This window comes from Rudanella paleaurantiibacter, assembly GCF_009184635.1.
GTDB lineage: Bacteria > Bacteroidota > Bacteroidia > Cytophagales > Spirosomataceae > Rudanella > Rudanella paleaurantiibacter.
Genome location: NZ_WELI01000003.1, coordinates 773,451 through 786,960, shown reverse-complemented (window position 1 = coordinate 786,960; position 13,510 = coordinate 773,451). Strand labels below are relative to the sequence as shown.

Below are 13,510 nucleotides of genomic sequence, written 5' to 3'. Positions count from 1 at the left end.
AAAACCCGGCACGAAACGGCCGGGTTTTTCGTTCTGTAAAGGTTCATTGTAAATTCCCACTACCGTGTCCAAGCATTTGATTTTAGCGGCCCTTTTGGGGCTGACAGCCTGCGGCTCATCGTCCACTTCGAGCGATGTCGATTACATTCCAAAGCCCAAAGGATACCCCCGCATCGACCTGCCTCCGCACCGGTATGTGACGTTGCCGCCTAACCACCCGTATCAGTTCGAAGTGAATCGTATGGCCCGGGTGCTGCCCGACTCGTTTGCGCGGGCCGAGCCGCACTGGATTTTTATCTACTACCCGGCTTTTCAGGCGAGTGTGCAGCTCACCTACAAACCCGTTTTGAACAGCCCCGAGCGGCTGAAATCCATGTTGCAGGATTCGTATAAACTGGCCGGTAAGCACAAAATCAAAGCAACAGCTATTCGGGAACAAATTCAGAAACTACCCTCGGGGTTGTGGGCCAACGTGATCGAGCTGGAGGGGGAGGTACCTACCCAGGTACAGTTTATCACCACCGATACCACCACGCATTTTTTGCGGGGGGCGCTTTACTTCAATACCGCTACGGCCAACGATTCATTAGCACCTGTGATTCAGTATGTTCGGCAGGATATTCTCCACATGCTCAAAACGCTTAAATGGCGGAAATAAGTCAGTGGTACCGCCAGGCTATAGCCCAGTAACCCCGTGCTTACAGACCTTGTTTTGCCCGGAAATGGGGTTGTTTTTATGGAGTGATTTTGGTAGATTTACTGTTCATTATCAACAGGACAACTATACTAATGAGCCGATTTTTTCGGCCGTTCAAAATGGCTCATGGCACGAACTAAAAACAATCCGAATCAGCTTTCAATTGATTTTCTGGCGTCGTTTCGGCGGATGTTGGTCAGCCTCGGCTCGGCCGACAAACTGATATACAACGAGTCGGTGTTTACGCGCCTGACCGATCAATGGGAAAGCAAGCGGGTGATTCCCGCCGACCTGCTTTTCCAGAAAAGCCCGGTCGAAGCGGTGGTGTACCGGCTTCAGAAGCAGGATAGCCGCTTGCGGTTTCCCGACGAGATGATTGCCGGCGAACTGCGGGGCGTAGAAGGGCTAACTGGCTTTGCGGCTAAGTTCCGGGAGCAGGGTTGGGTAATTCTGCCCGCCGAACTGTCGGGAATGTACAAGAATCTGTTTTTGAATATCCTGACGGCGGCTATCGGCCTCGACCATGCCTATACAAGTAAGCAGGAGCTACTGCCCGAAGCCGAGCGTGTGGCTTTGGCGGCTTTGCTGCCCGAAGAAGAGGTGCGGAAGTTTTTCGGCATTCGGTTGTCGCGCTTCCCCGATAGTTTCCGCAGCGAAGTATCCAATTATTTCAACCTGCCGTTTGAGTCGGTTATGAAACGGGCTTTGCACATTGGGGCCATTACCGAGGAGGTGCTGGAAGAAAACCTGAACAACCGCCAACCAATTCGCTCAACCACGCTCCGTCGGCCCAGCAGTAGTCGGGCCGCGTAGGTCGGGCCGCGTTCGGTTGAACGTAGATAAACGCCTTGAGGGGCTGGGGACAGATGACATCTTTCTGAAACAAGATGTCATCTGCTCCCAGCCCCTCAAGGCGTTTGGATGGTTGTTATTTCAACGTGAATTATGGACAATACGCACGGTAAAGCCCTTGCGTCAGCTATTATGCATAATTCACGTTATTTCAGGACTTGTACCTCAATGGTCGAGTTGCTGTACACCCGGTGGGTTTGTTTCTGGAAGTCTTTCTCATCGGCGAGGAAAATATTCGGGACAAACGTTTGCGGGTTGCGGTCGATAAGCGGGAACCACGTACTCTGCACCTGAATCATGACGCGGTGACCTTTTTTGAAGGTGTGCAGCACATCCTGCAGGCGGAAGTTAACGTCGGTAATTTCGCCCGGTTTAAACGGCTCCGGCTTTTCAAACGAGTTGCGGAACCGCCCGCGCATCACCTCCGAGCGTACCATTTGCTGGTAGCCGCTGAGGATAATGTTTTTGTTAGGCAGGTACGGGTGATTCGGCTCATTGTCGGGGTATACATCAATCAGTTTCACCACCCAGTCGGCGTCGGTGCCAGTGGTGCTCACCTTTAGCTTCGCCATGATTTCACCCCCCAAAGTCAGGTCTTCGGTCAGCACGTCGGTCTGGAACGTGAGTACATCGGGTCGGCGGCTGGCGAAACGCTGATCTTCCGACATGTAGTTGAAGGGCGTAAAGCTCATGGTCGTGGTGTTGTCTTCGGTGTACGGCACCGGCTTGTTGGGGTCCGATACAAACTCCGTGAAGTCGTTACCACTTGGGTTGGTAGAACCCATCACCCGGTTAGTAGCGAGGGCTCCGCCCGGCATTAGACTGTACGAGAGGGTTTGAGCGGCCGGGCTGGGCCATTTGTCAAACGTTTTCCACTCCTTACGGCCCGTATCGAACAGGTAGGCTTCGGGCAAATCGGTTTTGCCGTCGCCCGCTCCTTTGAGAAAATGGTTGAAGAACCGGGCCTCAATGTTGCGCTGGTAGAACGTAGCAATGCTATCGCCAAAGTAGATGTTTGAGTGGAGCGTACGGCCCGTCTCGCGCGACCAGCGGCCGTGCCCAAACGGCCCCATTACGAGCGTGTTGTACGCGCCGGGGCTGTTTTTTTCAATGGTTTTGTACACATTGAGCGGCCCGTAGAGGTCTTCAGCGTCGAACCAGCCGCCTACAGTCATCACGGCCGGCTTGATGCCTTTGAGGTGGGGCAAAATGCTTCGTTTCTGCCAGAATTCGTCGTAGTTGGGGTGCTCAACCGTTTCTTTCCAATAGAAATTGTCGGGGTAATATTTGCTCGTTACGTTTTTGAGTGGCCCAATACCGAGCTGAAACGAGTAGCCATCCCGTCCGCCGGTTTGCATAGCCTTCACAAACTCGAGAATGTACTGCTTGTCGTACCACGACTCTGAGGTGGGAGTGGGGTGCTGTACGCCAAACACCGGATAGGTGAACAGATAGGCCTGAATAAAGGCCCCGTTATGGTGAAAATCGTCAAAGAAAAAGTCGGAAACTGGCGCCTGGGGCGAAGCTGCTTTGAGGGCCGGGTGTGCATCGGGGAGTGAGGCTGCCGTGTAAAAGCCTGGGTACGAGATGCCCCACTGACCCACGCGGCCCGTGTTGTTCGGGATGTTCTTGAGCAGCCACTCGATGGTGTCGTATGTATCCGAGCTTTCGTCGGGTGTGAAAGGGGCAGCGGGCGTTTTGGCCGCTTTCCGGCCTTTGGTTGCTACGGGAGCCGGTGCGTCGGGAACGTTGGGCGTCATGTTGGTCCAGGTGCCTTCCGACATCCAGCGGCCGCGCACGTCCTGATACACAAAAATGTATTTGTCGCGCATCAACGTGCCCGACGGCCCCAGTTGTTGCGGGTACTTGTCAACGCCGTACGGTGCCACGCTGTAGCAAGTACGTTGCATCATAAACGGGTATTTCGGTCCGTCGCTACGGTTGGTAGCCAATGCGTCTTTGGGTACGTAAACCGCGGTATGCAGTTTGGTGCCGTCGCGCATCGGAATTTTGTACTCGTACTTCTGGTAGTTGTCGCGCACGTAGGTGCTGGCGACAGGGGCTGGGTTTTGGGCGAGCGACAGCCCTGACCACAGCAGGCAAAAGAGGTAAAGCAAAGGACGCATTGATGAGTGATTTGTTTTGTGCAATGATACGTAGTTTTTGGTCGCGAAATACGGGAAATCCCCCGTTGTCTGGAAGGGGGCGGCACCGGACATTAGCTGTCGAATCACTCACATACACGTAACCGACTCCATGACACCTAAACCACTTTACCTGTACGCAGCCCTACTGGCTTGCCTAAGCGCCTGTGCTGGCCAAACAAACGACAAAACTACAGACGACACGGCGGCAGACTCCTCGGGGGCCGACTCCACAGGGGGCACTGCCACTCAGGCTTCACCGGATTCGGCCCTGGTCACGGCGGCCTCTTCCGAAACTATATCGTTCGAAATGGCCAGGAGGCTGTATGCCGAGCGTTCGGCTAAAATCAAAGGGGCAGCTACCGGCTGGCCCCGGAACGAGTGCGAAACGGATAGCAAAACCACCGGCAGCGTTCGTCTGGAAACAAAGGGTATTGAAGCGCACACGAATCTGAAAGTTGCCCAACTGCCCGGTTTCGATACGACCCGATATAAAGGCATCCGTATCTACCCGTTTAAGCAGCGCGGTGCCAACGAGTATCTGGTGGTCTATATCGTGTCTTTAACGTTAGATACCGCCCATTTTGCCGACGATAAAGCCACCTTCCGCATTTTCAAAGGATTAAACGTGGTGGCCTGGTGTCCGGATCACACGCATTTGGGTACTAATCACAGTTTAGAAGCGAAGAGTGCCCATTTCCTCTGCCGACCCAACTGTGAGGGAGATGAGCCATCGTTATCTTTTTAATGCCGACCCGACCGGATGTTTTTTTACGTTGTATCCATCATACAGGCACTCAGTTTTCTGATTGGTCTCTTTTTCTTTCAGCGCATCCGAAATCCGTGGGTGCGCTGGCTTATTTTATACATTGGCAACCTCTGTCTGATTGAGCTGGCGCTGGAGTTTATCCCGACACTGGAGACTCAGGCCACCCTGACGCGGGTGTATTATTGCCTGGCGTTTCCGGTGGAGTACGCCCTGTACGTGTGTATGTTTCGGGAAAAACTGGCCGCGTTCGGAGGTAGTCGCTACTGGCTGATGGGAACCGTTGGCGTGCTGGCCACTTTTGGTTTATACAATGCCCTGCTGAACCAGCAAAACAGCTCAGCGGCTACCGATGTGTTCAGTATGGTGGCGGTTATGTCGCTGATTTTGAGTTTACTGTATTTTTGGAGTCTGCTGCAAAGTAAAGAGGTTATCTATCTGCTACAGGAGCCCCTTTTCTGGATTGCTACGGCGCTGCTATTCTTTTACGCCGGATCGATTATCGCCACCGGATTTTATCACGCGTTCTACAAAAAATCAGCCCATTTTGCGGTTAGCCTGTTCAAGGTCAATCTGGTTCTTGGTATCTTTCGGTCAGTTCTGTATTCTGTAGCTTTCCTGGTTGCTGCCCGAAAATTACCGTATGGGTGATAGTGTGTATGTTTTGGCCGTTACGAGCACCGTTGTGTTCCTGCTGCTGGCGGTGTTTATCGTCAGTTTCGCGCTTGTGTTTCAGCGTCGTCAGCTCGAAAACCTCCGCGAACGCTCGGCCCTGAAGGCGGCTTACGAAGAGGAAATCCTCAAAGCACAGATCGAGATGCAGAACCAAACCCTGCAAGCCATTGGGCGCGAACTGCACGACAACATCGGGCAGCTTCTGTCGGTCACGAAATTGTATCTCAATCAGCTCGAAGATGCCGAAGACCTCGCCCAGGTACGACCGCTGACGATAAAAACCAACGGCGTTATCGATCAGACCATCAGCGGGGTGCGGGCACTCAGCAAAAGCCTGGATGGTGATTTTATCCGGGACTTTGGCCTGATCGAAACGCTGGCGTTTGAGGTGGAGCGGCTCAATGGTACAGGGCGGCTCAACGCAAGCCTGCGTGTGCAACCCGACATGCAGCCACTTGGGTTTGAGCGCGAAATTATCCTGTTTCGGATGGTACAGGAGGCTATCAACAATCTCCTTAAACACGCGCAGGCACGGTCGTTGCACGTAAGTCTGCAAACCCGCGATGGGCAATTGCTGCTCCAGCTCGAAGATGACGGTAAGGGCTTCGATTACGAGGGAGTCATGAATCAGTCGATTGTCAATTCGGGCGCGGGCCTGCGAAATATGCAACGCCGGGCCGAGCTAATTGGTGGAAAATGCACGATTGATACGGCACCCGGCCGGGGTACCCGGATCGCGTTTGTCGTTCCGGTTGGCCGAGCGGTTGCGTTAGCGGCCTGAGTACACAAAATACCGCCTATTTCCGGCCAGTTTACATATCCAAGAGGCTAACCAAAACGTTATGCACCTACCGGCACAACCGGTTGTCTGGTATGAAACATAATTTGTACGCCTTTCTGATTGGCATAGTGGGGCTGGTGTGGGCCTGTGGTCGCGACACCATGACGCCCAAAACGGGGGCACTTGCCCTACAGTTTGAGCACGTAGTGAGCGCTGCTCCGCTTACGCTTGGCAATGCCACCTACACCAACGCGGCTGGTGAGTCATTCACTGTTAGCCGACTCGATTATTTTGTGAGCAATATCCGACTGCGCCGGGCCGACGGCTCGGAGTACGTTGTTCCTCAGGATAGTAGCTATTTTCTGGTGCGAGCCTCCGACGAGGCATCGCGGACGCTCCGGCTCAACAACCTCCCCGAAGGCACCTACACCGGGCTGTCGTTTATGGTTGGGGTCGATAGTTTGCGGAGTGTTTCGGGAATTGAGCAGCGCAAAGGCGTTCTGGACCCCGGCCTGGGCCACACGTCGGGTATGTACTGGGACTGGAACACGGGTTATATTTTTCTGAAACTGGAAGGAACATCGCCCGCCGTAGCACCCGATGCCACCGGACAGCGCAACTACCGGTTTCATGTGGGCCTGTTTGGCGGCTACCGAGCCCGTACGCTCAACAACCTACGCACGGTTTCGCTTGATTTTGGCGGACAGGCTGTAACGGCTACTACGGGTCCGGTTTCGGCCGTGCAGATTCGGGCCGATGTGCTGAAGGTTTTCGACGGGCCGAAGCGGCTCAGTCTGGCTCAGAAATCCGACATCATGGTATCGCCGGAGTCGGCCGATGTAGCTAACAACTACGCCCGCATGTTTTCTTTCCGACAAATAACCCCTCTGGAGCGATGACGTACCGGCATCTGATTACGCTGGCGGGTATGGTGGCTCTCTGGTGCGGTATCTGGTCGTGTCAGCCCAACGAAGCGGGCAGTCCTGAGCCCGCTCCCGAACCGACTACGCCGGGTTTCAAACCCACGCCAATGGCCTGGAAAAAACCGGCTAACTTTCCAGAGCCGGTGTACGATCTGGCCAAAAACCCGGTGACGGTACAGGGGTTTGCGCTCGGCCGGGCGTTGTTTTACGATGGGCTGCTCTCGCACGATGGAACCGTTTCGTGCGGGTTTTGTCATCAGCCATCGGCCGCTTTTGCCCATACCGACCATGCCCTGAGCCACGGCATCCGCGACCAGATTGGTACGCGCAATGTACCTGCCATTCAGAATGTGGCCTGGCAGCGGGAGTTTTTCTGGGATGGGGGTGTGCAAGACCTGGATTTACTGCCTATTTCGCCTATTCAAAACCCGGTCGAGATGGGCGATACCCTGGCTAATGTGCTGGCTAAACTCCGCAAAGACCCGCAGTACCCCGGTTTGTTCGAAGCGGCTTTTGGCACCAAAGAGATTAATACCGAGCGAATGATGAAGGCGTTGTCGCAGTTTATGGTGATGCTCGTGTCGGCCAATTCGCGGTACGACAAGGCGGTGCGGGGCGAGGGCCCGGCCCTGACCGATACCGAAACCCGTGGGCTTACCGTATTCAAAGCTAAATGCGCCAGTTGCCACGCCACCGATTTGTTTACCGATGGCTCGTTTCGGAACAACGGCCTGCCCCGGATTCCGACGGCTAAGGTGGATGATATTGGTCGGGGGGCTATTTCGCTTAACCCCGACGACCGCTACAAATTCCGGGTGCCGAGCCTGCGCAACGTGGAGCGTACGCCCCCGTACATGCACGATGGCCGGTTTTGGACGCTGGAGCAGGTGCTGACCCACTACGCGGGCGGCATCACCGACTCGCCCACGCTCGACCCGGCGCTTAAAGCGGGCTTCACACTGAGTCGGCAGGAGCAAACCGACCTGATTGCGTTTCTGCGCACCCTCACCGATACCGAGTTCCTGAGCGACCGTCGGTTTATAGCGAATTGAGGACCACCCCCAACCTTCACACGGGTAAATGCAGAGAGGTAACCAGTCTGGTTACCTCTCTGCATTTACCCGTGTTCACTATTTTACTACGGTTACACTGCCTTTGCCAGCGGCCAAAACGCCCCAGATGATGCAAATAGGCCAGGTAAAAAAGAAGCCAAGGCCGAATGTGATAAGGGCTGCAAGCAAGGAAACAATGAACATGACAATAGCCCCGGTTATGGTGGTGTAGAGCATGCCGAGTGGCCCAAACAGGAAACACAACAGAAAGGCAAGTCCCTTGCTTTTGGGCTGTGTAACAATGATGCTTTGGGGTTGAGCAGGGTTACTGTTGAGATTGGTAGCCTGATTGTCTTCCATGGGAGAAATAGGTAGGGGTTATGTGTTTCAGGTGATTAAAATTTAGGCTTTACTTTCCAGATGTTGTAGTTCTTATCGGCATTGCTGGAGAAGAAGATGGTGCCGTCTGGTCCAAAGCAAGGGTTGGCTTCGTTGGTATCGCCCCGCGAGAGCTGTACCATGTTCGACCCGTCTACATTCATAATATAGAGGTGATGATTTGGCTTTTTGGGGGCATCGCGATTGCTGACAAAAGCAATGTATTTACCATCCTGAGAGAAGGCACCATCGCGGTTGTTGTAATCCCCGGTGGTTAGCTGGCTTCGTTCGCCGGTTTTCAGATTCATGGTGAAAATCTGGATAAACTTGCCACTCATTGCATTGTAAATAATCTGATCAGGGTTTTTGGGATTGAAAGCTATGTGGCTTCCCGTGCCAATAATGGAGAAGTTGCCGCCTTTGATATCCATCGAGCAAATTTTCCGCTCGCCACTGTGGATAGTCGTGAAAATGATCGTTTTACCGTCCTTGGTGATAATAGGTTCGGCATCATCGTCACCGAGGGCTGCTTGTGAGATGTAGTTCAGGCCGACACCGTTGGTATTAGAGCGCACAATGACGGGTTTTTCGGGTGCTACGTATGAATAAATAATACCAGAGCCGTCAGGGAGCCAGGTTGGGTAAGCTGCATGTGTAACCAGGGGATTCGTGGTTGGCACCCCAATCTGTTTCTTTACAATTTGAAGCTTACGATTTGTTTTGACATCCAACTTCCAGGAAGGTTGTAACACTAAATAACTCGTCGTTTCCAACGAATTGTATAGTAGCCATTTACCATCGGGGCTTACTTTGGGGTAATCTTCTTGGCCGGGGTCTGAAGTTTCGCGCGTTAAACCCTCTGCACTGCCTGTTGCTTCGGGTGAAGACGGGAAGCTACTCTTTTGTGCATACGAGATTGTGCTGAAGCTGAGCGTAAGCAAGCAGGTAGCTATGACATAAGCAGACTGAGCAATTGACTTGTAGATCATAGTAATTGAGAAAGAATAATGATAAATACGTGTAGGGATAGTGGCGTCCTCAAGTATGAATTTGAGTAACCACAGATAGACTAATTAGCGAATGAGTTCTTAAGACTAATGAAAATAAGAAATGTAACGATTGTGTAAATATTTTTTATTTAAATAGTTTGTATATAGCTTTTGTATACTGTATATCGGTGTATGATATACTTTTTTTGTCAAGAAAGCCTGTATATTTCCTTTTTGTATGTCAGGGTTGACGTTTTTCCCACCTCCTCCTTAGTTCAAGGAGGGCGGTCCGGGTTGGGGGTGGTCCAGCGGACCGTCGGTCCGGTCGTAGTCTGTTATCCCCCCGCTTCTGAAAGCCGCTTTTTGAGGTCCAGTGTATCGGGGCGGAACATCAGCAGAATCTGTTCGCGCTCAAAAGCGGTTTTGATGGCTTTGATAGCTTCGCTCTGGGCTTCGGGTTGTGAGGTGGCCCGCCCGTCGATCCAAAACCACACATACCCCTGAATGTTATCGAGCGTGAACGACCGAAAATACACCTGAACCGGGTAATTGGCCTCCACAAACGGTAAGGCCCGAATGGCTTCGAGGGCCACCTGTTGCACCCGCTCCAGGTCATCGAGGTACGAAACCCCAAAAGGTATTTCGAGCCGCCGATGCCCCGACCGCGAAAGGTTGGTAATGGGTTTCTGAAACACATCCTTACTCGGAATTTCGATCGTTTGCCCCTGCCCGTTGTCGAGCACAATGGACCGGAGTTTTACCTCTACCACCCGGCCCGTAAACCCGTTTGTTTCGACGGTGTCGCCCGTTTGGAGAGGGCGGGCAATGGCAATCATGGAGCCCGAAATAAAATTGGCGGTCAAATCCTGAAACGCAAAGCCCACAGCCAAGGCAATGACCCCCGCGCCAGCCAGTAGCGAGGTCACGGTTTTGTCGAGGCCCAATATGCCGAGGGCTATAAACAAACCGACGGCCAGAATCAAAATCCTGACCACGGTGCCCAACAGCCCTACGAGCGAGGCATTGTCGCTCACGCGCCCGAGCCCGCTTGCAATAAGCCGACTGACCACGTTGGACAGAAAACGGGCCAGTAAAATAACCAGTAGGGCAATACCAATTTCGGGCAGAAAACGAACCGCACTGTTGAACCACAACGCTACTTTCTGATACAAGAGGTGGGAGATTTCGGGCAAGTTGAGCATAATTCTATCGGCAATAATGGGCAGTTGACTCCCGTGGGTCGGGTGTTCGTCTGATTTTAGGGAATAACGCTGGAAGTGGGCTGTACGTTTGAATCGTCAATCGAACGACACCCCGTTTTCCAAGCCATGAAGCCCATTTACCTTTTCTTTTTCTTCGCCCTGATAGCCGCCGGAGCGTCGGCCCAAACCCTGCTCCGGGGGCGCGTACTCGATGAGCGTGGCCGTGCCCTGCCGGGTGCTAACATCTACCTCAAGGGCACCTACGACGGAGCCAATGCCGACAGTACGGGTAGTTTCCGGTTTACAACCACCCGGCGCGACACCGCTACGCTGCTGGTAACGTTTGTTGGTTTCGAGAATTATGCCCAACCCGTAAACCTTACCGGTACCCCCCTGGAGCTGACCGTCCAAATGACGGAGTCGGCCAATGAGCTGAATACCGTGGTGATTACGGCCGGGGCGTTTGAAGCGTCGGACACGAAACGGATGACGATGCTGAAGGCGCTCGATATCGTGAATATCGCCGGGGCAGCCGGCGATATTACGGGTGCTGTCAATTTTATGCCCGGTGCCCAGCGCGTGGGCGAGCAGGCGGGTTTGTTTGTGCGCGGTGGCTCTAACCTCGAAGCCAAAGTAGTCATTGATGGGTTGATTGTGCAAAATCCGTTTTTCTCATCCCTGCCCGATGTGCAGCAGCGGGGGCGTTTCAACCCGTTTCAGTTCAAAGGTACGTCGTTCAGCACGGGTGGTTATTCGGCACAGTACGGGCAGGCATTGTCGAGCGTGTTGCTGCTCAATACCACCGACAAGGGCTCACAGGATGGGGTCAGCCTCAGCCTGAACCTGGCCAGTGCGGGTGTTACGTACGACAATGCCACCGAAAAATCGTCGGTGTCGGCCTCGGTGTATTATGGCGACTTGCGCCCGTTTTTTGCGCTCGTGCCCCAGAATGTAGAGTGGCTCAAGGCCCCGGTCTATGGCGGTACCTCGCTGACGTACCGGTATCAGCCGACCAAAAATGGCCTGATTAAAGCCTACGGCATGTATTCCGATTCGCGTTTGGGAATGGTGTTCCGCGACCCGGCTCAGGCGCAGGCTGGCAACGAAATGGGCCGTGCTACGCTCAATCAACACAACCGAAACCTGTTTATTAACAGCACCTACACCGACTCGTGGGATGAGGGCAAATGGGCGCTGAACACGGGCGTTTCGATCAGCCACGACACCGACGACATGACGATGGGGGCGTTCGATTTTTCGCGGCAGAACAGCCGGGCGCAGGTGCGGGCCGTGCTGACCCGTGCGCTACCCGGCAACAGTCAGCTCCTTTTTGGGGCCGAATGGCACGCGATCCGGCTCGGGAACACGGTGTTTGGCAACGCCTTCAGCCTGACTGACCAATACGCGGCTACGTTTGCCGAATGGCAGGTGTATGCGGGTCGTAAACTGGCTTTGCAAATAGGCGGTCGGGTCGAATATACCTCGGTAATCGGCCGGATGAATATGGCTCCCCGCCTGTCGATGGCCTACAAAACGGGGACTTACAGTCAGGTGGCACTAGCAGCCGGGCAGTTTTACCAGACACCCGATTACAGCTACCTGTTTCGGAACCGAACCCTTGCTTATGAGCGGGCCGACCACCTGATTCTGAACTATCAGGTAATCAAAAACAAACGGACGTTCCGAGTCGAGACGTTTTACAAAAACTACGCTCAATTAGTACGCGAGCGGGTTGATACCAGCAGCGCGGCTGGCTTCGACTGGCGAGCCGATCTGGGTAATCCGTACCGGTTTCCGTTTGGCCCGACCGATAACACGGGCCGGGGATACGCCGGCGGGTTCGACGTGTTCTGGCGTGACCAGACAAGTGTTAAAGGGCTGGATTACTGGTTGACATACAGCTACGTGGATACGAAGCGGCTGTTTCGGAACTACCTCACGCAGGCTACGCCCACGTTTGTATCGACCCACAACCTGAGCCTGATTACCCGTCGGTACTTCGAAAAAATTCGGACCAATCTGAGTCTGACGTATGCGTACACAAGCGGTCGGCCTTACTACAATCCCAACCGGCCTGAGCGCGAGTTTCTGACCGATCGTACCCCAGCCGTGCACAACGTGAGTTTTTCGGCCAATTACATCACGGCTTTCAAGGGCAATTTTGTGGTGATCTATGCCTCGGTCGATAATTTGCTCAATACCCGTAACGTATTCACGTACCGGTATGCAGCCAACCCCGAGGGGCAACCCGGCCGTACCCGCTACGCTGTTGGCCCCACCACGTACCGAACCTTCTTTGTGGGCGGCATTATCATGCTCGGTAAGCGCGCCAAAGTCGATCTGAACAAGCTCTAACGGCTCAATTCCAAACGTTTACCTTTTAATAATTTTCGTATGAAAACCCTGATTGTATCGCTTGTTGCAGCCCTGATGGGCGTTGTTAGTCCGGTAATGGCTCAGTCGGAACAGTACACACAGGCCATGACCGCAGCCCTGAATACCCTCAAAGGACAGAATATGAAAACGCCCCCGGCCGAGATGCTGGCCGCGGCCAACGGATTTGAGCGCATCGCAAGTGTTGAAACAAAGGAGTGGCTACCCCGCTACTATGCTGGGCTGGAGTACGTGTTTCTGGGCTTTATGGGGAAAGATGCCGCCGAAAAAGATGCCTATCTCGACAAAGCCGATGCCCATCTGAAAGCCGCCGACGCCATCTCGCCCGACAACGACGAACTGGCCGTGTTGCGGGCCTACATTGCGCAGGCCCGGATGGTGGTCGACCCAATGGCGCGCTGGCAGCAGTACGGCCCGCAGTTTCAGGCGGGTATCGAAAAAGCAAAATCGCTCAACCCCGACAATCCCCGCCCGTACGTACTCGAAGGCTCGTCGCTCATGTACACGCCTGAGCAGTTTGGGGGTGGCACGGCCACAGCCTGTCCGGTGCTGAAAAAGGCGGCCGAGAAATTTGCTACCTTTAAACCCAAGAGCGACCTCTCGCCCAACTGGGGGCAGGCCCAGATAGCCCCCATGCTGGAAAAGTGCAAATAAGCC

General features: G+C 53.9%; 13 protein-coding genes. 9 read left to right on the top strand and 4 right to left on the bottom strand.

Going from position 1 to position 13,510, the window contains the following annotated elements; all coding sequences use genetic code 11:
• Positions 1–64: 64 nt before the first annotated feature.
• Both gldD and F5984_RS11780 read left to right on the top strand, forming a co-directional pair.
• A complete protein-coding gene (gene gldD, locus F5984_RS11785; RefSeq protein ID WP_152124432.1) occupies positions 65–658 on the top strand; it encodes a gliding motility lipoprotein GldD in 594 nt (197 codons plus the stop codon).
• 165 nt (positions 659–823) lie between these two features.
• Positions 824–1,510, top strand: a complete 687-nt coding sequence (locus tag F5984_RS11780; protein ID WP_152124431.1) for a hypothetical protein — start codon at positions 824–826, stop codon at positions 1,508–1,510.
• A 185-nt stretch (positions 1,511–1,695) separates the two neighbouring features.
• On the opposite strand, the gene F5984_RS11775 is transcribed toward F5984_RS11780, so the two are convergent.
• Positions 1,696–3,675: a CocE/NonD family hydrolase gene (locus tag F5984_RS11775; RefSeq protein ID WP_152124430.1), complete on the bottom strand. Its 1,980-nt coding sequence runs from the start codon at positions 3,673–3,675 to the stop codon at positions 1,696–1,698.
• A gap of 130 nt (positions 3,676–3,805) precedes the next feature.
• Here F5984_RS11775 and F5984_RS11770 point away from each other — a divergent pair, with 130 nt between their 5' ends.
• From F5984_RS11770 to F5984_RS11750, 5 genes are all read left to right on the top strand, one after another.
• Entirely contained in the window at positions 3,806–4,441 is a 636-nt protein-coding gene (locus F5984_RS11770) for a hypothetical protein (protein WP_152124429.1), read from the top strand.
• A gap of 15 nt (positions 4,442–4,456) precedes the next feature.
• Positions 4,457–5,110 carry a hypothetical protein gene (locus F5984_RS11765; protein ID WP_152124428.1) on the top strand — a complete coding sequence of 218 codons (654 nt, stop codon included), beginning with the start codon at positions 4,457–4,459 and terminating at the stop codon, positions 5,108–5,110.
• Positions 5,082–5,915: a sensor histidine kinase gene (locus tag F5984_RS11760; protein WP_246168930.1), complete on the top strand. Its 834-nt coding sequence runs from the start codon at positions 5,082–5,084 to the stop codon at positions 5,913–5,915. The genes F5984_RS11765 and F5984_RS11760 overlap by 29 nt, the downstream gene beginning before the upstream one ends.
• A 92-nt stretch (positions 5,916–6,007) precedes the next feature.
• Positions 6,008–6,814, top strand: a complete 807-nt coding sequence (locus F5984_RS11755; protein WP_152124426.1) for an MbnP family protein — start codon at positions 6,008–6,010, stop codon at positions 6,812–6,814.
• On the top strand, positions 6,811–7,890 hold the full coding sequence (locus F5984_RS11750) for a cytochrome-c peroxidase (protein ID WP_152124425.1): 1,080 nt from the start codon (positions 6,811–6,813) through the stop codon (positions 7,888–7,890). Before F5984_RS11755 ends, F5984_RS11750 begins: the two co-directional genes overlap by 4 nt.
• Positions 7,891–7,968: 78 nt before the next feature.
• Here the strand turns inward: F5984_RS11750 and F5984_RS11745 are convergent, their stop codons facing one another.
• From F5984_RS11745 to F5984_RS11735, 3 genes are all read right to left on the bottom strand, one after another.
• On the bottom strand, positions 7,969–8,250 hold the full coding sequence (locus F5984_RS11745; RefSeq protein WP_152124424.1) for a hypothetical protein: 282 nt from the start codon (positions 8,248–8,250) through the stop codon (positions 7,969–7,971).
• A gap of 35 nt (positions 8,251–8,285) precedes the next feature.
• Positions 8,286–9,257, bottom strand: coding sequence for a TolB family protein (locus F5984_RS11740; RefSeq protein WP_152124423.1), 972 nt, complete (start codon positions 9,255–9,257; stop codon positions 8,286–8,288).
• Positions 9,258–9,592: 335 nt separating this feature from the next.
• Positions 9,593–10,459 carry a mechanosensitive ion channel family protein gene (locus tag F5984_RS11735; RefSeq protein WP_152124422.1) on the bottom strand — a complete coding sequence of 289 codons (867 nt, stop codon included), beginning with the start codon at positions 10,457–10,459 and terminating at the stop codon, positions 9,593–9,595.
• A 126-nt stretch (positions 10,460–10,585) separates the two neighbouring features.
• Between F5984_RS11735 and F5984_RS11730 the strand changes: the two genes are divergently transcribed.
• On the top strand, positions 10,586–12,814 hold the full coding sequence (locus F5984_RS11730; RefSeq protein ID WP_152124421.1) for a TonB-dependent receptor: 2,229 nt from the start codon (positions 10,586–10,588) through the stop codon (positions 12,812–12,814).
• A 39-nt stretch (positions 12,815–12,853) separates the two neighbouring features.
• Positions 12,854–13,507: a hypothetical protein gene (locus tag F5984_RS11725; protein WP_152124420.1), complete on the top strand. Its 654-nt coding sequence runs from the start codon at positions 12,854–12,856 to the stop codon at positions 13,505–13,507.
• Positions 13,508–13,510 lie beyond the last annotated feature (3 nt).